Raw genomic sequence first — 19,954 nt, 5'->3', positions numbered from 1 at the left:
GCAATTAGGTTCTACGGAGAGCGGGCGCTCCGGTAGGATGTCGGCCGGCGTTTGCTAGATCAAACCTGCACTGCCACACGGGACGACACGAGGAGGACAGATGGCCAGATGGAACCGCGCAACCCTAGCGGGTTATCATCGACTTCATCGCATTTCCGGTCTAGGTTGGGGCTTTCTCTCGCGATAGCTAGGTTATTCGCATGAAGCTGTTTGCCACCGATGTTTTCACTCCCAATCAGTTTCCAGAGTACACCTATATTGAGCGGCCCAAAGAGGATCTAGAAGGTAAGTTCCGACGGGCGCTTGCCACGCCCAATGTCATCACATCTTTATCGGGTCCGTCGAAATCGGGGAAAACTGTTCTCGCGAAAAAGATGGTCGGTGCAGAACATCTGATACATGTCTTCGGAGCTGAAATTACGAGTGGAGCGGCTCTTTGGGAGCGCGTTCTGAATTGGATGGATGCCCCTAGCAGCGTCGTAGAACAAACCACGGAAAGCCGCGCAAACAAGTTTGGTAGTGAGGTTAGCGGAAAGGGATCGATCTTTGTTGTCGAGGCTGCCGGAAAGGGAACGGCAGAAACTACAGGCACAAAGTCGAGCACTAGCAGCGCAACGAGATCAGATAACAGCCTCGCCCGAGTTGCCCGAGATATCGCGAACAGTGACTATGTCGTGTTCCTCGATGACTTCCACTACATTCCATCCGAGGTCCAAGAGGACGTGGCAAGGCAGCTTAAGGCCGCAGGAGAGAAAGGGATCAAAATATGCACCGCAACGGTCCCTCACAGGGCCGATAACGTTGTACGCAGCAACCCCGAGCTGAGGGGCCGACTTGCGCAAGTCGATACGACGTTTTGGTCGCCGCAGGAACTGTCGGAGATCGCAAAAGCCGGCTTCGCAAAGCTACAAGTGAGCATTCCGTCGGCCAAGTTGTTGGATATCGCGCGGGAAGCGTGTGGGTCTCCCCAGCTCATGCAGCGAATTTGTCTCGACGTTTGTTTCAACCTAGGGATCGAAAAAGAATTCGACAGCGTCAAGAACTTCGATTTCAGCCCACAGCAATTAAGCATGATCCTGCAGCAATCATCGACGCATTCAGATTTCGGCACGATGGTGGCGAACATGCATCAGGGACCGAAGGAGCGCGGAAGCGAACGCCGTGTTCACGAACTCGTCGACGGCACGACTGGAGACGTCTACCGCGTTATCCTCCTTGCGCTCGCCTTTGATCCACCTGTGATGGAGGTGCCATACAGCAGCTTGATGTCGCGGATCGAAAAGGTCTGCAAGGGAGAAGGCCCCTCAGCGAGCAGCATCGTGCAAGCTTGTCGTCAGATCGCTAAAATTGCGCTTCGCATCGCACCGAAGGAACGGGTCTTAGAGTGGGACGATCAAGAACTAACGGGTACGATGAGCGTGGTCGATCCGTATTTCTTGTTCTACCTGCGGCGATCTCGAAAGCTCGATACCTTGGCGAACAAACACGCCACGTCCTAACGTCAAGCGAGAAATTGCGATATGCCAACGCTTTACGAACTACAGGGGCCACTGTTCGATAAGGCCGTGTCGCGTATGGAGAGCGGCGGCCCGCGCAATGATTATACGGCGAGCGCCGTGTACGCGGCTGAGGGCTACTTTTACGCGGCGTATGCCGCTCCCGGGTGGGTGCCTGAATTTGTTCGGGGACGGGATGGTCCAGCGGTGTTTCGAGACCACAAGGATGCGGAAGCAAGCGCGCGAGAAATGCTCTTCAATCATTTGAACGCAAATCTGGAGAATGGATGGATAGACGGACTCCGCGCGCCCAATTGACTCCCATTCACATATGCAACTGCACGCTACCCAATTCCGCTACCTAAACGGATCGAACGAACCACGACCGTAGCTAACTGGTTGAAATCACTGGTACAGTTGGGTGGGCTCGAACCACCGACCTCCTGTTCCACAGACAGGCGCTCTAACCAACTGAGCTACAACTGCATCCTGGCGAGCCGCCCCAAAGCGGGCCTGAAAAGGCCGGCGACCTGAGGGGGGCTGGACGGGGCGGAAACTAGGTGCAACGGGCGTTTTTGGCAAGGCCGCAATGGTGCGAAAAACCAGCTTAAACCACCCTCAATGCAACGAAATCGGGCGCCATCGCGACGGTAAAGGCTGTCTCTCCCGACTGCTGGGAGTCCCCGGGCGGAGAGAGCCCTCACCCGTCGCCTGACGATGCTTCGCATCGTCCGGACGCCGGCCTCTCCCGCAAGCGGGAGAGGCAAAGAAAAAACCCGGGCCTTTCAGCCCGGGTTTCTGATCGACAACCAGCCGGCCGGATCAGGCGGCGGGCTTGTAGAACTTCGAGGCGCTGGCCTTGATCGGCTCGGCGGTCTCGGCGGCGACGCGCTGGGAGAGCTCGACCAGCTCCTTGGCCTGGGACTGGAAGGTCTCGAGCTGGGTGCGGGTGTGGCCGGTCCACAGCTCCAGCGCTTCGGCCGGCGACTTCAGGCCGAACAGCTGCTGGGCGAAGTCGAGCTGGGCGTTGCTGTTGGCCTTCATGAACTCGACCAGCTTGGCGGTGTACTCGCTCGCGCCCTTGGAGGCCGAGGTGAACACGGCCTCGACGGTGCCGTTGTGGGTCTCGGCCGCGTCCTTGAACTTGGCGTAGCTTTCGCGGGCCTGCGACACGCCCTTTTCGGCGAACGCACGCATCTGCTCGGGAACCTCGAACGGAATGATCGAGGCAGAAAACGGATCAGTCGCACCTGTCATGGTCGTCCCTCACGATAATGAAAAAATGGAGTGAGCCTTCTGGCGCGCCCGCCGGCCAACCGGGCCATTCGATGGCGGGAACGAAGACTGGAAACGCGAAACAAACGATGTGGCTCGCCCAGTCCGAGTATTATGGCGGCCTATCATGTCAACATTGTGCAGCGCAATGCGCCAAGGGGGGCGTCGCGATAATTTAATCTCGGTGAGGGCGAGGTTCCGCGAGTGGGGAACCGGGGGTTGAGGTGGGTCGGGGACGTTTCTTACCCTCCCTGGAGGGGTACCGCGGATGCCGCGCGGCCCTATCCCCTTCGAATCCGTTGGATGAACCGGGCTCCCGCTTGCGGGTTTGGGCACATTAAGGTTATCGCGGCTTAGGGGCGCGCCTGAAGGGCCGGGCCGTGGACCTGCCCGCGGCCGCGGGCGATACTAACCCTTTCTTAAGGCTGTCATTCCCGGCAGCCGCCAGCGTCAAGCGTGAGACACAGCCGGCCTTATGACGAGTTCGGATTTCCAGTTGCGAGGTGTGGGCGATCCCCGGCTGGCCGTGCATGCGACCTCTCAGCTGCCCGCCTGGCTGTGGTCGATCGACGGCGCGCGCGTGCTGTGGGCCAATCCGGTCGGCGCAAAGCTGTTCGGCGCGGCAAATAGTGCTGCGCTCGCGGGCAGGATTTTTGGCCCGGCCGACGGCCATCGCCGCCAGGTCGCCCGGCTCGCCCGGCAGCTGCCGGCGAACGGCTCCATCAGGCTCGAACGTCTGCGCGGTTTCGGCGCCCGGCTCGGCACGCTGATGACCTGCGCCTGCGCCCGGCTCGACTTTGCCGATGGCGGCCGTGGCGTGCTCGTCACCGCGATGGATCCGAGCTTGCGCACCATGCCGCTGGTCGAGCGGCTGCTTCGTCTGGTCGACGGCGCAAAGGTGCCGATGGCGGCGTTCGCGCCCGACGGCCTGTTCGTCGGCGCCAGCGAAGCCGCCCGCGCCCTGCTCGGCTTTCGCGATCTCGGCGAGGCCGGCCTCGACCGCGCGCGCAGCGATGCGCTGCGCGAAGGCCGCGCCGAGACGCCGATCGGCATCGGCCAGATGGTGCTGCAACGGGTCGGCACGGGCGCCGATATCGGCCTGGTCGCGCTGATCGAGCCGGCGGCCGCCGCGCAAGCTGCACCTGCCAAGCCCGTTCCTGCCGAGACCGCAGCCGAGCGTGCACCAAGCGAGGCGCCGCCATCGCACGAGGCGCCGGAAAGCATCGCCTTGTTCGACGTTTTCGCCGAGCCGGTCGAGGCGGCCGCGACCAATGAGACGATCACGGGCGAACCGCCGCAAGCCGCAACGGTTCAGGACGCGGTTGAAGAGATTGTTCGAGAGCCGGCGCATGAGGTGGCCGACCAGGCCGCCGACATCGCGCCAAAGACTCCGGTTGAAAACCCGCCGGCAGCCATTGTGTCGCCGCAGGCTGCGCCGATCACATCAGGCATGGTCGAGCCGCCGTCGGGACATGAGCCGCCCGCACCGCGTCAGCATCCGCTGCGCTTCCTCTGGCAGATGGATGCAGAGGGCCGCTTTGTGCTTCTCTCCGACGAATTCATCCGCCTGATCGGCGCGCGCACCGCCGCAGGCTTCGGCTGCCCCTGGCGCGAGATCGCCGAGCACTTCTCGCTCGATCCTGAGGGGCGCGTCGCACAGGCGCTGGCGCGCCACGACACCTGGGCCGGCATCACCGTGAACTGGCCAACCGACGGCGGCGAAAATCTCCCGGTCGAGCTCGCGGGCCTGCCGGTCTACGATCACGCGCGTAACTTTGCCGGCTTCAAAGGCTTTGGCGTCTGCCGCGATCTCGACGCCCTCAACCGGCTCGATTCGCTCAGGCGTTTCGCGCTGCTGGCCGAGCCGCCGGGGCAGCCGATCGAGCCGCCCGCACCCGAGCCTGAGCCGATCCCTGAATCCGAACTGCCAAAACCCCCAAGCGACGCGACTTCACATCCAACCGAACCGGACCTGCCCGTGGAAACGCCCGTGGAGACTCCCTTGGAAACGCCTCCCAATGTCGTGCCGTTCCGCCCACACGGCGATGTCAGATCACTCAGTGATCAGAGATCGCCGACGCTGACGCCGGTCGAGAACAGCGCGTTCAACGAGCTCGCCCGGCAATTGTCCGAACGGCTCGAGCGCGACCGCGAGACGATCGCGGCAGATAGCGCCGAGCCCACGGCGGAGATCATTGCCGAACCACCGGCGCCGGAGCCCGAGCCGCCGCAAGCTGCGGCCGAATGGCTGACCGAGCCCGCGCCGCCGCCACGCGGCGCCAGCGCGCGCGACCGCACACTGCTCGACCTGTTGCCCACGGGCATCCTGATCTACCGGCTCGACCGCCTGCTCTATGCCAACCCGGCGTTTCTCGCGCGCATGGGCTATGCCAGCCTCCATGCGCTGGAGGATGCCGGCGGGCTGGACGCGCTCTATGTCGAGCCCGGCGTGTCCTCGGCCAGCAGCACCTCGCAAGCCGGCACGCCTGTGACGATCAGCGCGACGGTTGCGAATGGCGAAGCGCCGCTGCCGACCACCGAAGCGCATCTGCACACGATCGACTGGGACGGCGAGAGCGCGCACGCGCTGATCTGCGCGCTGCCGCAGGCGGCCCCTGTCGTCACCGCGCCCGGCATTGCCGAGCCTGTCATCGCCGAGGCGGTCGTCGCCGAGACCATCGTCCCGGAATCCTTCCCTTACGAAATCGAGCCCGCGGCCGGCGAAGCCGAGGCCGAAGATCTCGCCGCGATCCTCGACACCACGGCCGAGGGCATCGTCATGTTCGATGCCGAAGGCAACATCCACGCCTGCAACCGCAGCGCCGAGGCGCTGTTCGGCTATGACGGCGAAGCGCTGCTCGAGCAGAATCTGGTGACGCTGTTCGCGCCCGAGAGCCAGCAGATCGTCGCCGACTATTTCGAAAGCCTGAAGAGCCAGGACATTGCGAGCCTGCTCGACCACGGCCGCGAAGTGCTGGGACGCGAGAAGAAGGGCGGCGTCATTCCGCTCGCGATGATCATGGGCCGCACCCGGCCCGACGGGCCGAACTTCTTCGCCGTGTTCCGCGACCTCTCCCAGAGCAAGAAGGGCGAGAGCGAGCTGACGCAGGCCCGCCGCCTCGTCCACAGTGCGGCCAATGCGAAGGCCGACATGCTGGCGCGGATCAGCCACGAGATCCGCACGCCGCTCAACGCCATCATCGGCTTTGCCGAGGTGATGATCTCCGAACGTTTCGGCACGCTCGGCAACGAGCGCTACGGCGAATACATGAAGGACATCCGCGCCTCCGGCGAGCGCGTCATCGCCATCATCGACGACCTCCTGGAGCTGTCGCGGATCGAGACCGGCAAGCTCGATCTCAACTTCGCCAACCTCAACCTCAACGATCTCGTCGAAGCCTGCGTCACGGTGATGCAGCCGCAGGCCAATCGCGAGCGCATCATCATCCGCACCTCGCTCGCGCATGCGCTGCCGCAGGTCAGCGTGGACGCGCGCGCGATGCGGCAGATCACCATGAATCTGATCTCGAACTCGATCAGGCTGGCCAGCGCCGGCGGCCAGGTCATCGTCTCGACCGCGCTCTCCGACCGCGGCGAGATAGCGCTGCGCATCCGCGACACCGGCCACGGTCTTTCCGAGCGCGAAGTCGCCGCCGCGATGGAGCCGTTCCACACTCCGCCGCCCGGCGACGCCGCGGACAGTACGGCGCTGAACCTGTCGCTGACCAAGGCCCTGGTCGAAGCCAACCGCGCCCGCTTCAACATCAAGAGCGCCGGTCACGGCACGCTGATCGAAGTGGTGTTCGCGCCGGCGCTGGCGGGGGCTTAGCCTCCACCGTCATCGCGCGTTGCGTAGCCCGGGTGAGCGAAGCGACACCCGGGGAAGGTCCCGCATATCGCTCCGCTCATGCGGGCTACGCCGCCTCCGCCATCATTGCGCGCGGCGCCCCCTACTGCGTTGTCTACGCCGCGCGCACGGTCTCCAGGAACCTGCTCACCTCGATCTTCAGCCGGCTGCTGTCGTTCGACAGCGACTGCGCCGCAGAAAGCACCTGCGAGGAGGCCGAGCCGGTCTCGGTCGCGCCCTGGCGCACGCTGGAGATGTTGGCGCTGACCTGGGTAGTGCCGGCGGCGGCGCTCTGGACGTTGCGCGAGATCTCGCTGGTCGCGGCGCCTTGCTCCTCGACCGCGGCGGCGATGGTCGAGGAGATCTCCGACAGCCGTTCGATCGTGCCGCCGATGGACTTGATGGCGCCGACCGAATCCTCCGTCGCAACCTGGATGCTCGAGATCTGCTGACCGATGTCGCCGGTCGCCTTCGCGGTCTGCTCCGCGAGCGCCTTCACTTCCGAGGCCACCACGGCAAAGCCGCGCCCGGCTTCGCCCGCGCGCGCGGCCTCGATGGTGGCGTTCAGCGCCAACAGGTTGGTCTGCCCTGCGATGGCGTTGATCAGCTCGATCACGTCGCCGATGCGCGCGGCCGCCTTCGACAATTCGCTGACGCGATCGTTGGTCTGCCCGGCCTGGCTGACGGCTTCGCCCGCCATGCGCGCGGAGGCCTGCACCTGACGGCTGATCTCGTTGACGGAGGCGGTGAGCTCCTCCGCGGCGGAAGCCACCGACTGCACGTTGGTCGCGGCCTCTTCCGAGGCAGCTTCCACCAGCGTGGCAAGCTCGGTCGACCGGCTGGCGGTGGTGGTCAGGGACGTGGCCGAGGCCTCGAGCTCGTTGGCCGCCGACGACACCGTCTCGACGATCTCGCCGATCGCGCCCTCGAAATCGTCGGCCATCCTGATCATGTCGGCACGGCGGCGCTCGGCGGCGAGCTTGTCCTGCCTGATCTTCTCCTCGGCTTCTTCCTGCGCCTTCCGTTCGGCATTGATCTTGAACGTCTCGACCGCCTGCGCGATCTCGCCGATTTCGTCGGGACGGCCGAGCCCGGGCAGAACGACGGCGAAATTGCCGTTGGCAAGCTCGATCATCGCCGCCCGCATCGCGGACAGCGGCTTGGAGACCGAGCGGCCGATGAACACGCCGAGGCCGAGCACGGCGGATGCAATCAGCGCGATGGCAACGCCGATCCACCATTGAATGCCGTCGCGCTCGACATCGTTGAGCCGGTCGGCTTCGATGCGGATCCGGTCGACCGATTTCGACACCTGCTCGATGACGGGCTCGACGGCGGCGAACGCCTCCGACATTGCCTTCTGCCGGGCGGCGAGCGCTAGCGCGGCGTCCATCCAGGCAGAAAAATCGCGCTGATAGTCGGCAAGCTTCGCGCGCAGCTCCGTCTTCGCAGCATCGGACATATCGGCAGCATCGACGCCGGAGAGGAATTCGCCCGCGCGCTTCTTGATGTCCTCGCCATATCTGGCGTCACGGCGCAGCATGAAATCCTTCTCGTGACGGCGCATCATCAGCATGGTCACGCGAAGCGGCGCATTGTGCAATTGATCGACCCTGGCTTCGATGTCGTGCACGGAGGCGCGCAGGCGCCCCTCGAGGCCGGACTTCTCGTCGAGCCCAAGCCGCTGCTTGGTCTCGACCACGGCGGTGAAATGCGCCTGATAATCCCTGAGCGAGGCATTCATCGCGTCGATCTGGCGCGCCAGATCGGGCTTGCCGAGCGCGGCGATCCTGCCGCGCAGCTTCTCGATGTCGAGGGCAACCTCCCTGCCGATCTCGACCTGCCGCTGCGCCTTGCCGGCGTCATTGCGCAGCAGGAAATCCTTCTCGGCGCGACGTGCCTCGAGCAGCTCGATCGCGATCCTGCTGTTCAGCTCCTGGATCGTGCGCGCGTTCTCGGCGGCGTCGCGATAGACGGCCATCGCGCGCTCGCCATAGAGATGGATGCCGCCGATCAGGACGACACCGGCGACGCCGATCACGCCGATGGCCGTGATCTTGTGAGTGAGACGAAGGGAAAGGAACCGCATCTGAAAACCCAATGGCTGCAAATACGGTTGATGAAGCAATGGTTCAAAGCTTCCGTTAATTTGCGGGCACGTACGAATACGTGTATTTGTCACAATACTCGCCCTTATGCACGATGAGGTGCACAAGCTGGTTCCAAAAAAGAAACACGGCGCTTGCGGCGCCGTGCTTCCTGTCTTGACGCCGCGGGTAGCGGATCGTCTTAGCTGTAGATCTCGAACAGCCCGGCGCCGCCCTGGCCGCCGCCGATGCACATCGTCACCACGCCCCATTTGGCCTTGCGGCGCGCGCCTTCCTGCAGCAGATGGCCGGTGAGACGGGCGCCGGTCATGCCGAAGGGATGGCCGATCGCGATCGAGCCGCCATTGACGTTGTACTTGGCGGGATCGATGCCGAGCTGGTCGCGGCAGTACAGGCACTGGCTGGCGAAGGCTTCGTTGAGCTCCCACAGATCGATGTCGTCGACCTTGAGGCCGGTACGCTTGAGCAGCTTGGGAATCGCGAACACCGGGCCGATCCCCATCTCGTCGGGCTCGCAGCCCGCGGTCGCCCAGGCGACGAAGCGGCCGAGCGGCTTGAGGCCGCGCTTCTCGGCGTCCTTGGCTTCCATCAGCACCACGGCCGCGGCGCCGTCCGAGAGCTGGCTGGCATTGCCGGCGGTGACGAACTTGCCTGGACCTTTCACCGGCTCGAGTTTTGCCAACCCTTCCAGCGTGGTGTCAGGGCGATTGCATTCGTCGCGGTCGACGACGTAGTCGACGATCGACTCCGCCTTGGTCTGCTTGTCGACGACTTTCATCTTGGTCTTCATCGGGACGATCTCGTCCTTGTACTTGCCCGCCTGCTGCGACGCCGCCATGCGGCGCTGCGATTCCAGCGAGAACTCGTCCTGATATTCGCGGCTGAGCTTGTAGCGCTCGGCGACGATGTCGGCGGTGTCGATCATCGCCATGAAGATATCGGGGGCGACCTTGAGCAATTCAGGATCGATCGATTCCTTCGGCGTGCCGCCGCCCGGCATCGAGATGCTCTCGACGCCGCCGGCGACGATGCAATCGGCGCCGTCCGAGCGGATCGAGTTGGCGGCCATCGCGATGGTCTGCAGCCCCGAGGAGCAGAACCGGTTCACCGAGACGCCGGCCGTGGTCTTCGGCAGGCCGGCAAGCAGCGCGGCCTGGCGGCCGATGTTCGGCGCGCCATGGGCGCAATTGCCGAGATAGCAGTCCTCGACATAGTCCTTGTCGACGCCGGCGCGGTCGACCGCGTGATGAATGGCATGGGCCGCGAGCGACATCGGCGGCGTGATGTTGAACCCGCCGCGGCCGGATTTTGCGAGGCCCGTGCGCGCATAGGAAACGATGACGGCTTCACGCATGTATTTCTCCCTTTTCGAACGATCGAACGAAGCGTCCTTGCGCCATTGGTACACAAAGTTGGAAGACTGCGGGAGAAATAAAAACGCCGCCTCCGGTGATGGAGGCGGCGTTGTTCCGCGGGTCGGAATATATGGCGACGGGCGTGATAATATCCGCTTCTGTCGGCTTGCTCCGTCACCTCTCCCCAGCGGGGAGAGGTGAAGATCAGAACGTCAGCGCCTTGGCCTGCTTGACCTGCGGCAGGGCCTGCACCTTGGCGAGCACGTCCGCCGGCACCGCGCCGTCGACCTCGACCAGCGCGATGGCGTCGCCGCCCTGCTCGACGCGGCCGAGATGGAAGGTGGCGATGTTGATCTTGGCGTCGCCCAAGAGGCCGGCGAACTTGCCGATGAAGCCCGGCTTATCCTCATTGGTCACGTAGATCATCGACTTGCCGAACTCGGCGTCGACGCGGATGCCCTTGATGTCGACCAGGCGCGGCTTGCCGTCGTGATAGACGGTGCCGGAGACCGAGCGCTCCTGGCGTTCGGTCGCAACCGTCACCGTGATCAGGCTCTCATAGTCGCTCTGCGCGGCGCGCACGATCTCGTCCACCACCATGCCGCGCTCCTTGGCGACGACGGGCGCGGACACCACATTGACCTCGCCCAGCATCGGCCGCAGCAGGCCCGACAGCACGGCTGACGTGATCGCCTTGATCTTCATCTCGGCAACGTGGCCCTCATAGGTGATCTCGACCTTGAGGATGCCGCTCTCGGTGAGCTGGCCGGCAAACGAGCCGAGCTTCTCGGCGAGCGCGATGAACGGCTTTAGCTTCGGCGCTTCTTCGGCGGTGATCGAGGGGAAATTGACCGCGTTCGAGATCGCGCCGGTGAGCAGGTAGTCCGACATCTGCTCGGCGACCTGGAGCGCGACGTTCTCCTGCGCTTCCGTGGTGGAGGCGCCGAGATGCGGCGTGCAGATCACGTTGGGATGGCCGAACAGCACGTTCTTGGTCGCGGGCTCCTCGACGAAGACGTCGAAGGCGGCGCCGGCGATGTGCTTGGAATTGAGCGCATCGATCACGGCCTGCTCGTCGACGAGACCGCCGCGGGCGCAGTTGATCAGGCGCACGCCCTTCTTCATCTTGGCGATTGCGGCCGCGTCGATGATGTTCTTCGTCTTCTCGGTCAGCGGCGTGTGCAGCGTGATGAAGTCGGCACGCTTGAGCAGATCGTCGAGCTCGACCTTCTCGACGCCGATGTCCTTGGCCCGCTCGGGCGAGAGGAAAGGATCGAACGCGATCACCTTCATGCGCAGGCCCAGTGCGCGGTCGGCGACGATCGAGCCGATATTGCCGCAGCCGACGACGCCCAGCACCTTGCCGGTGATCTCGACGCCCATGAAGCGGTTCTTCTCCCACTTGCCGGCCTGGGTCGAGGCGTCGGCCTGCGGAATCTCGCGGGCGAGCGCCAGCATCAGGGTGACGGCGTGCTCGGCGGTCGTGATCGAATTGCCGAACGGCGTATTCATCACGATGATGCCCTTGGCCGTCGCGGCGGGAATCTCGACATTGTCGACGCCGATGCCGGCGCGGCCGATCACCTTGAGGTTGGTCGCCTTGTCGAGGATCTTTGCGGTCGCCTTGGTCGCGGAGCGGATCGCAAGGCCGTCGTAATTGCCGATGATCTCGGCAAGCTTGTCCTTGTCCTTGCCGAGATTGGGCTGGAAGTCGACCTCGACGCCGCGGTCCTTGAAGATCTGCACGGCGGCGGGCGAGAGCGCGTCGGAAATGAGAACTTTGGGTTTGGTCATGGATGTCTTCCTTCACACCCTCCCTGGAGGGGGAGGGTCGGCGCGGAGCGCCGGGGTGTGGGGTGAAGCTGCAAACTGAAAATTCGAAAGTGCGCCGCGTGGAGAGATCACCCCACCCCGACGCACCTGACGGTGCGTCGACCCTCCCCCTCAAGGGGAGGGTCAGAACATCACGCCGCTTTCGCCAGCGCGGCCTTGGTCTCGGCAAAAGCCCAGTCGATCCACTGCGTCAGCAGCTCGACGTCCCTGGCCTCGACGGTGGCGCCGCACCAGATGCGCAGGCCGGCCGGCGCATCGCGGTAATAGGCGAAGTCGTAGCCGGCGCCTTCCTTCTCGACCAGCGCGACCAGCTTCTTGGAGAAGTCGGCCTGCGCGTCCTCGGACAGCGAGGTGATCGAGGGATCGGTGAACTTGAGGCACACCGAGGTGTTGGAGCGGATCGCGGCATCCTTGGCCAGGAAGTCGATCCACGGCGTCTTCGCCTTCCAGTCGGCGAGCACCTTGGTGTTGGCGTCGGCACGCGCGATCAGCGCCTTCAAGCCGCCGATCGACTTGGCCCAGTTCAGCGCGTCGAGATAATCCTCGACGCAGAGCATCGACGGCGTGTTGATGGTCTCGCCGACGAAGATGCCTTCGTTGATCTTGCCGCCCTTGGTCATGCGGAAGATTTTCGGCAGCGGCCAGGCCGGCTTGTAGGTCTCGAGCCGCTCGACGGCGCGGGGCGACAGGATCAGCATGCCGTGCGCAGCCTCGCCGCCGAGCGCCTTCTGCCAGGAGAAGGTGACGACATCGAGCTTCGCCCAGTCGAGAGCTTGCGCGAATGCGGCCGACGTCGCGTCGCAAATCGTCAGGCCGGCGCGATCCGCCTTGATCCAGTCGGCATTCGGCACGCGCACGCCCGAAGTGGTGCCGTTCCAGGTGAAGACGACGTCGCTCGCGGGATCGACCTTCGAAAGGTCGGGGATTTCACCGTAGCCCGCGTTCAGCTTGGTGACGTCCTTGAGCTTCAATTCCTTGACGATGTCGCTGACCCAGCCCTCACCGAAGGATTCCCAGGCGAGCGTGGTGACGGGGCGTGCACCGAGCAACGACCACAGCGCCATCTCGACCGCGCCGGTATCGGAGGCCGGCACGATGCCGATACGGTAATCGGCGGGGACCTCGAGCACTTCGCGCGTCAGATCGATCGCGAGCTTGAGCTTGGTCTTGCCGACCTTCGCGCGATGCGAACGGCCGAGCGCTGCGTCCTTGAGATTTTGGGCGTTCCAGCCGGGGCGCTTGGCGCAGGGGCCGGAGGAGAAATGCGGCACGTTCGGCCGCGAAGCGGGCTTCGCTACAGTCATAATATCTACCCTTCCAGATAGTCAGCCTCCCGTTGGGGGGAGGTGTCCCGCCGCGGCTGATACGGGAATCGGGAAGGCCAGTCAAGAAACTTCCGGCGTCGCACGGCGGAGTGAAGGCGCCTCCGGCGCGATATCAGGGGATTCCACCGGCGCGAGCGCGTTCAGCAAGTCCGTGGCCTCGCTGATCAATTGCGCCGCCTTGCGGCGGCTGCCGACCTTCAAAATGCATTTGTCATTGGCCTGCACGACATAGTCGTTGCCGACCTTGATCATCGAATAGCTTGCCATGAAATCCCCGAACCGACCGAGCTCGGTGTCTGACGCTGCCGTAGCACCGTTCGTTCCCTCATCAACGTGAACGACCGGCGGGTAGTTTATCGGCCCTTAACACGAAGGAATGCGCGATCTGAATGTGCTGATTGCGCAAGGCTCGCAAGCAGCTGGCTCAAAAGCGGACAGTCATGCCGACGTGACTCGCTGTGAATCCGAGCCGCTTGTAGAAGCGCTGCGCGTCGACGCGCGTCTGATGCGTCAGCAATTCGACCAGATTGCAGCCGCGCGCCTTGGCTTCCGCGATCGCCCACTGCACCAGGCGCTCGCCGATCCCGCGACTGCGGCAATCGGTGGCAACGCGCACGTCTTCGAGCAGGCCGCGCATGCCGCCTTGCGAGCTGATGCCCGAGAGAACGGCGAGTTGCAGGCAGCCAACCACCCTGCCCTCGATCTCAGCCACAACGAGCGTCAGATTCGAATCGCGCTCGACCCGCGCGAATGCGTCGTAATAGACGGCGGGCAACGGATCCTCGACGCGCTCGCGCGCGCGGCCGAGATGATCGTCGGCGAGCATCGCCACGATGGCGGGAACGTCGTCGCGGCGCGCACGGCGAATGGAGACGGATCCAGCGCTCATGGCGAAAACTCCACCTCAGCGCGCCGGCGGAAGGCCGAGAAACGCTTCAACTTCGCCGATCCAGCGGCGGACGGACGCATAGCGGCCGAGGTCGAAGCCGCCTTCATGCGCCACGCGGGTATAGGCAAGCAGCGAGACATCGGCGAGTGAAACTACCTCGCCGGCGAAGAAGCGGCTGGCCGCCAGATGCTGCTCCATGCGGTCGAGCGCCGCATAGCCACGCTTGACCTTGTCAGGATCGAGCTCGGACACATCCTTGCCGAGATAGACGAGGACAAAGCGGCACACCGCGATATAGGGCTCGTGGCTGTACTGTTCCCAGAACAGCCATTCGTCCATCTTGGCCGCAACGAAAGCGTCGCGCGGAACCAGCGCGCTGTCGCGGGCGAGATAGCGGATGATGGCATTGGACTGCGCCAGCGTGCGGCCATCGTCGAAGGCGACGGTGGGCACCTGGCCGGCGCCGTTCATCGCAAGGAATTGCGGCGTGCGCGTCTCGCCCTTGCGCGTGTCGATTTCGATCCAGCGGTAGGGCAATGCGAGATGATCGCAGGCCCATTTCACCTTGAGGCAATTGCCGGAATTGCTGTCGCCGTAGATCTTCATCGCCGCCGCGCCCCGCGTTCAGCGATAGAGCATCAGGACAGCGCAGCCGTGTCAACCGGCTGCAAACGCGGCCCTAGAACTTGTAGCCGGCACCCACGCGGAAATTGTTCAAGTTGACCGAGATGTTCTTGGCGTTCGAGAACCCGACATGCTCCCATTCGCCGCGCAGGATGATACAGTCGAGCAGCGCGTATTCGATGCCGATGCCCCCTGTCCATCCGTAGATGAAGCTGTTCGCGCGCCTCTCGGTCTGCGTCATCGTTCCGGAGCCGATGGTCGTGCGACTCGTGATTCCGGTGTTGGGATCCGTGTAGTCGTCGTATTTCAGATACGACACGGTCGCGAACCTCGATACGTCGGCACGTCCGATTGCAAGACCGCCGAACGCATAAGGCATGAAGTCTCCGCCCGACCATCCAACCCGCCCCCGGAAGGTCACATAGTCCTTGAGCTGCAATGCGGCGCCGCCGCCGAGCGTCGTGTTGTAGGAATAGACGTGATCCGTGGGCGCGGTTTCACCGGGGATCAAGCGCGTCATGGAATCGCTTGCAGTACTCGAGAGATTGTTCACGTAGCTGTAGTTGGCTTCGACGCCCATCACAGCGTCGTAAAACTGCCAATTCCGCCCGACATAGGCACCGAATCCCGTGCTTTGGACGTGATTCTTCGGCAGCAGCGACCATCCTCCAACCGGAGCCTGCAGGATGCTGTCGCGCAGCATGAAGTCCGTCATCGATTTCGGGGCGCGACTGAAATCCATCTCGGTCGTGGCGAAACCGAACTGACCGCCGACGTAGAAGCCGTCCCAGTTGACAGAGGACTTCGACAGACCGTCCGTGAAGCCGCCGCGCAGGATCGGCAGGTCCGGCATGTCGGCCGCGTGCGCGGCAGACACCGTCCCCAACATCGCTGCCGCCAACATCAGCCTACGCATCGCAACGCTCCATCGGACTCGAACTGTTGCGATGATCATCGCCTGTTAACCTTAACCAATGGTTGCGTCGGGCGGCTTCGTCGCAGGCGGGCCATGAAAAATCCGCAAAGCAAAACGGCGCGGGATGATCCCGCGCCGTTAAGAAGTCCTAACCGATCGACGTCGCGATCAGCCCTTGGTGACCAGCGGCGGCGGCATGTAGGCCGGCGGGCTGTTGAGATCCCAGCGCACGCCGAGCTTGATGTCGTGCGAGGTGATGTCCTTGACCTTGATCGTAGACGGCCCGGACTGGCTGTAGTCATAGAAGCGGTAGTTGCCAGGCGCGGCATCGCCAAGGTTCATGTAGCTGTAGGCCAGTTCGACGGTGAAGCCCGGATTGACCTTATAGGCGAGACCGGCGTGAGCGGCCCAGGCGAAATTCCACTTCCCGTTGTCGCCGAAGTAGGTCACGCTGTTCGACAGCGCACCGGCCGTGATCCGGGTGCCGTCGTCGCGGAAGCCGCTGAGCTTGTTGTAGGAGCCACCGACGCCGGCACCGATGAACGGGGTGATGCACCACCAGGTGCCGAGATCGACATAGGCGTTCGCCATGACGACCCACTCGGATTTGCTGCCGCTGTAGTTGTTCGATCCGAAATCGTTAGCGGCGTAGGAGACGTTGTTTGCGCCGTGCAGATTGGCCTTGCCACGGTACTGGCCGATCACGTCGGTGCGGAACCAGTTGTTGAAGCGATAGCCGACACCGAGATCGAACAGCGGCGAGGAGTCGAAGCCAACACCCTCCGTAGTGGTCGGATACGCAATGGCACTGTCGATGCGCTTGGCGCTCTGGTTGGTCATGCCGATATCGCCGCGCAGATACCAGCCGCCGAAATCGGCGGGCGGAGCCGGCGGCGCGTACATCGGAGGGGGCGCCGCGATCGGCATATCGGCGGCGAACGCCATCGACGAGATCAGGGTTGCCGCACCCGCGGCAAGGAGAGACTTAACGCTACGCATTGGCTTCGTCCTTTTGGCCGGTGAGGCAAATACGCAGGCCTCACGTTCTGGAAACTCACGGAGCGGACGATGCCAGCAAATGTTTAAGCGCCACTTAACCCTAATTTTTAAGGTTGATTTTTTCTCTACCTGCACGCGGATGCGGTTGGAGCGTTGCAAAAATGCGGCGGTCGCGCCCCGCAATTGCTAACGATTGATGAAGCCGCAATGCAGCGAAGCCAGATTTGTTAACGCTTGTGCTGGGGCAGTTTGGGCAGGAACACCGCGAGAAGCCCGATCGCCGGCAGCCAGGCGCAGACCTGGTAGACGAACGCGATCGAGGTGTGGTCGGCGAGCTTGCCGAGCACGGCAGCCCCAAGGCCCCCGATGCCGAAGGCGACGCCGAAGAACACGCCGGAGATCATGCCGAATCTGTGCGGCACCAGCTCCTGCGCGAACACGATGATCGACGAGGTCGTCGAGGAGATGATCAGGCCGATGACGACTGACAGCACCGCACTCGTGTAAAGACCCGCATAGGGCAGCGCCAGCGTGAACGGGAGCGCGCCCAGGATCGAAATCCAGATCACGATCTTGCGGCCGAAGCGATCGCCCAGGGGACCGCCCAGAAACGCGCCGACCGCATTCGCGGCGAGGAAGATGAAGAGATAGATCTGCGCTGCCTGGGTCGACACGCCGAAGCGGTCGATCAGGTAGAAGATGTAGTAGCTCGACAGGCTCGAGACGTAGAGCTGCTTGGAGAACAGCAGCGCGACCAGCACGAGCAGCGCAACGGCGACGCGGCGCGAGCTCGGCGCGTCGGGATGGGACTGAACCGCCGCCGTCTTCTTCGCCTTGATCTGCGGCGCATACCAGCGGCCGATGCGCCAGAGGATGAGGATCGCGAGGAACGCGATCGAGGAGAACCAGGCGATGCTGCCCTGCCCGAACGGCACCACGATCAGCGCCGCCAGCACCGGCCCCATCGAGGTGCCGAAACTGCCGCCGAGCTGGAACACCGATTGCGCAAAGCCGTAGCGGCCGCCGGAGGCGAGCCGCGCGATGCGCGCGGACTCCGGATGAAACACCGCCGAGCCGAGACCGACCAGCGCGGCGGCAACGAGGATGACGAGATATTGCTGCGCGGCGCTGAGCAGCAGCAGGCCGAAGAAGGTCGAGGCCATGCCGATCGCGAGCGAATAGGGCTGGGCCTTCTTGTCGGTGTAGTGCCCGACCACCGGCTGCAGCAGCGAGGCGGTGAACTGGAACGCCAGCGTGATCATGCCGATCTGCGCGAAGTCGAGCGCGTAGGTGTCCTTCAGGATCGGATACACCGAGGCGATCAACGACTGCATGGTGTCGTTGAGGAAGTGCGAGACGCTGATGCCGGCAAGCACGACATAAGCCGGCCCTGCCGCGTTGGCAGCGGGTGCCACGTCAGCGACGACGACGGGCTCGGTCAGCGTTTCCTCTGAGACGACGACAGGCTTGTTCAATGCAGCGATCCCGACGCGGCAGATTGCCGCGACCCGATGGTTACGATGCAAGCGGCGATGGAACCACTGCCAATCGCTGATGGCTGGGATGCGCGTGTCTTACCCTCTCCACGAGTCCAGTATCGTAGGGTGAGATCACCTCACCATGAGGGTCGAGATCTCGCCATGAAGAAGGAATCGTAGGGTGGGCAAAGGCGCCCTTGCGCCGTGCCCACCACCTGCCCGATACGGCGACAGACGCGTGGGCACGCTTCGCTTTGCCCACCCTACGATACTGTCCGTGGGGTGACACCACCTCACCCCACTCGTGCTTGAAAGAGCTTACGCCGCCGCCTGGCCGAGCGCCGAGACGATGGTGTCGACGACGTCCTCGACCAGGATGCGGTCCTCGCCCTCGCCCATGACGCGGATCACGGGCTCGGTGCCGGAGGAGCGGATCAGGAGACGGCCGTGGCCGTTGAGCCGCTTCTCGCCGTCGGAGATCGCCGACTTGACGTCGGAATCGTCGAGCGGCTTGCCGCCCTTATGGCGGACGTTCTTGAGGATCTGCGGCAGCGGATCGAAGCGGTGGCAGACCTCCGAGACGGGGCGACGCAGCTTCTGCACCACCGCCAGCACCTGCAATGCGGCAACGAAGCCGTCGCCGGTGGTGGCGTAGTCGGACAGGATGATGTGTCCGGACTGCTCGCCGCCGAGATTGTAGCCGCCGTTCAGCATCTGCTCGAGCACGTAGCGGTCGCCGACCGGCGTGCGGACGAGATCGAGCCCCTGCCCGTTCAGGAAGCGCTCGAGCCCGAGATTGGACATCACGGTGGCGACGATGCCCGGCCGCGACAGCCGGCCGTCTTCCTTCCAGCTCTGCGCGATCACCGCGAGCAACTGATCGCCGTCGACGACATGCCCGCGCTCGTCGACCAGGATGACGCGGTCGGCATCGCCGTCGAGCGCAATGCCGATGTCGGCGCGCATCTCGCGCACCTTCTTCGACAGGGCTTCCGGCGAAGTCGAGCCGCAGTCCTTGTTGATGTTGAAGCCGTCGGGCTCGACGCCGATCGGCACCACGTCGGCGCCCAGCTCCCACAGCGCTTCCGGCACCACCTTGTAGGCGGCGCCGTTGGCGCAATCGATCACGACGCGCAGGCCCTCGAGCGAGAGATCGCGCGGCAAGGTGCGCTTGGCGAATTCGATGTAGCGGTCATGCACGCCGTCGATGCGGCGGGCGCGTCCCAGGCTCGCACTCTGCGCGAGCCGCTTGTCGATGGGCTCGTCGAGCAGCTGCTCGATCTGCCGCTCGACGTCGTCGGAGAGCTTGAAGCCCTGCGGGCCGAACAGCTTGATGCCGTTGTCCTCGAACAGATTGTGCGAGGCGGAGATCATGACGCCGAGATCGGCGCGCATCGACTTGGTCAGCATCGCGACTGCCGGCGTCGGCATCGGTCCGACCAGCAATACGTCCATACCGACCGAGGTGAAGCCCGCGACCATGGCGTATTCGATCATGTAGCCGGACAGGCGGGTGTCCTTGCCGATCACGACCCGGTGGCGGTGGTCGCCGCGCTGAAACGCAAGGCCCGCGGCCTGGCCGACCTTGAGCGCGAGCTCCGGCGTGATCAGTCCGTTGGCGCGGCCCCTAATCCCGTCCGTCCCGAAATATTTGCGGCTCATATCGTCCCCCAAGCAACAACCAGGGACTCCCCTCTACAACCACGGGCTGCCCGAACGGGCCCCGCATCCCTGATTTGCCGAGGTCTTATAGAGCTATCGCGGCTAACTTGGCTTCAAAAAATATGATGAATCATTACGGAACCGGCG

The 19,954-nt window shown here is 63.9% G+C and carries 14 protein-coding genes and 1 tRNA gene; 2 read left to right on the top strand and 13 right to left on the bottom strand.

All coding sequences use genetic code 11. The features are described from left to right. Window positions 1-200 precede the first annotated feature (200 nt). Window positions 201-1,499 carry a hypothetical protein gene (locus IVA79_RS26740; protein WP_247558592.1) on the top strand — a complete coding sequence of 433 codons (1,299 nt, stop codon included), beginning with the start codon at window positions 201-203 and terminating at the stop codon, window positions 1,497-1,499. A 406-nt stretch (window positions 1,500-1,905) separates the two neighbouring features. Here the strand turns inward: IVA79_RS26740 and IVA79_RS26735 are convergent. Then, window positions 1,906-1,982: transfer RNA gene (locus tag IVA79_RS26735), tRNA-His, on the bottom strand. A gap of 336 nt (window positions 1,983-2,318) precedes the next feature. Beyond that, window positions 2,319-2,753 carry a phasin gene (locus tag IVA79_RS26730; RefSeq protein WP_247558590.1) on the bottom strand — a complete coding sequence of 145 codons (435 nt, stop codon included), beginning with the start codon at window positions 2,751-2,753 and terminating at the stop codon, window positions 2,319-2,321. Between the two features lie 493 nt (window positions 2,754-3,246). Here IVA79_RS26730 and IVA79_RS26725 point away from each other — a divergent pair, with 493 nt between their 5' ends. Next, on the top strand, window positions 3,247-6,600 hold the full coding sequence (locus IVA79_RS26725; RefSeq protein ID WP_247558588.1) for a PAS domain-containing protein: 3,354 nt from the start codon (window positions 3,247-3,249) through the stop codon (window positions 6,598-6,600). A gap of 133 nt (window positions 6,601-6,733) precedes the next feature. On the opposite strand, the gene IVA79_RS26720 is transcribed toward IVA79_RS26725, so the two are convergent. The 11 genes from IVA79_RS26720 to glmM all read right to left on the bottom strand — a co-directional run bounded on the left by IVA79_RS26720 (window position 6,734) and on the right by glmM (window position 19,807). Beyond that, window positions 6,734-8,707, bottom strand: a complete 1,974-nt coding sequence (locus IVA79_RS26720) for a methyl-accepting chemotaxis protein (RefSeq protein WP_247558586.1) — start codon at window positions 8,705-8,707, stop codon at window positions 6,734-6,736. A gap of 200 nt (window positions 8,708-8,907) precedes the next feature. Next, entirely contained in the window at window positions 8,908-10,080 is a 1,173-nt protein-coding gene (locus IVA79_RS26715; RefSeq protein WP_247558584.1) for an acetyl-CoA C-acyltransferase, read from the bottom strand. A gap of 205 nt (window positions 10,081-10,285) precedes the next feature. Further along, window positions 10,286-11,875: a phosphoglycerate dehydrogenase gene (gene serA / locus IVA79_RS26710; RefSeq protein WP_247558581.1), complete on the bottom strand. Its 1,590-nt coding sequence runs from the start codon at window positions 11,873-11,875 to the stop codon at window positions 10,286-10,288. 170 nt (window positions 11,876-12,045) lie between these two features. Further along, window positions 12,046-13,218, bottom strand: a complete 1,173-nt coding sequence (locus IVA79_RS26705; RefSeq protein WP_247558578.1) for a phosphoserine transaminase — start codon at window positions 13,216-13,218, stop codon at window positions 12,046-12,048. A gap of 81 nt (window positions 13,219-13,299) precedes the next feature. Next, the gene (locus tag IVA79_RS26700; RefSeq protein ID WP_247558576.1) at window positions 13,300-13,506 is read right to left on the bottom strand and encodes a hypothetical protein; all 207 of its coding nucleotides are present in this window, start codon (window positions 13,504-13,506) and stop codon (window positions 13,300-13,302) included. A 157-nt stretch (window positions 13,507-13,663) separates the two neighbouring features. Beyond that, on the bottom strand, window positions 13,664-14,128 hold the full coding sequence (locus tag IVA79_RS26695; RefSeq protein ID WP_247558573.1) for a GNAT family N-acetyltransferase: 465 nt from the start codon (window positions 14,126-14,128) through the stop codon (window positions 13,664-13,666). 15 nt (window positions 14,129-14,143) lie between these two features. Further along, window positions 14,144-14,734 (bottom strand): glutathione S-transferase family protein, encoded by a 591-nt coding sequence (locus IVA79_RS26690; RefSeq protein ID WP_247558571.1) that lies wholly within the window; start codon window positions 14,732-14,734, stop codon window positions 14,144-14,146. Between the two features lie 73 nt (window positions 14,735-14,807). Further along, entirely contained in the window at window positions 14,808-15,668 is an 861-nt protein-coding gene (locus IVA79_RS26685; RefSeq protein ID WP_247558569.1) for an outer membrane beta-barrel protein, read from the bottom strand. Between the two features lie 168 nt (window positions 15,669-15,836). Further along, entirely contained in the window at window positions 15,837-16,667 is an 831-nt protein-coding gene (locus tag IVA79_RS26680) for an outer membrane beta-barrel protein (protein ID WP_247558567.1), read from the bottom strand. A 227-nt stretch (window positions 16,668-16,894) separates the two neighbouring features. Beyond that, on the bottom strand, window positions 16,895-18,142 hold the full coding sequence (locus IVA79_RS26675) for an MFS transporter (protein WP_247558565.1): 1,248 nt from the start codon (window positions 18,140-18,142) through the stop codon (window positions 16,895-16,897). Window positions 18,143-18,463: 321 nt separating this feature from the next. Further along, on the bottom strand, window positions 18,464-19,807 hold the full coding sequence (glmM, locus tag IVA79_RS26670; protein ID WP_247558563.1) for a phosphoglucosamine mutase: 1,344 nt from the start codon (window positions 19,805-19,807) through the stop codon (window positions 18,464-18,466). Window positions 19,808-19,954 lie beyond the last annotated feature (147 nt).

The organism is Bradyrhizobium sp. 138, from assembly GCF_023074075.1.
Classification (GTDB): Bacteria; Pseudomonadota; Alphaproteobacteria; order Rhizobiales; family Xanthobacteraceae; genus Bradyrhizobium.
Note: the sequence above shows the minus strand (reverse complement) of the source record. Positions and strands in the feature narration are given on the sequence as shown.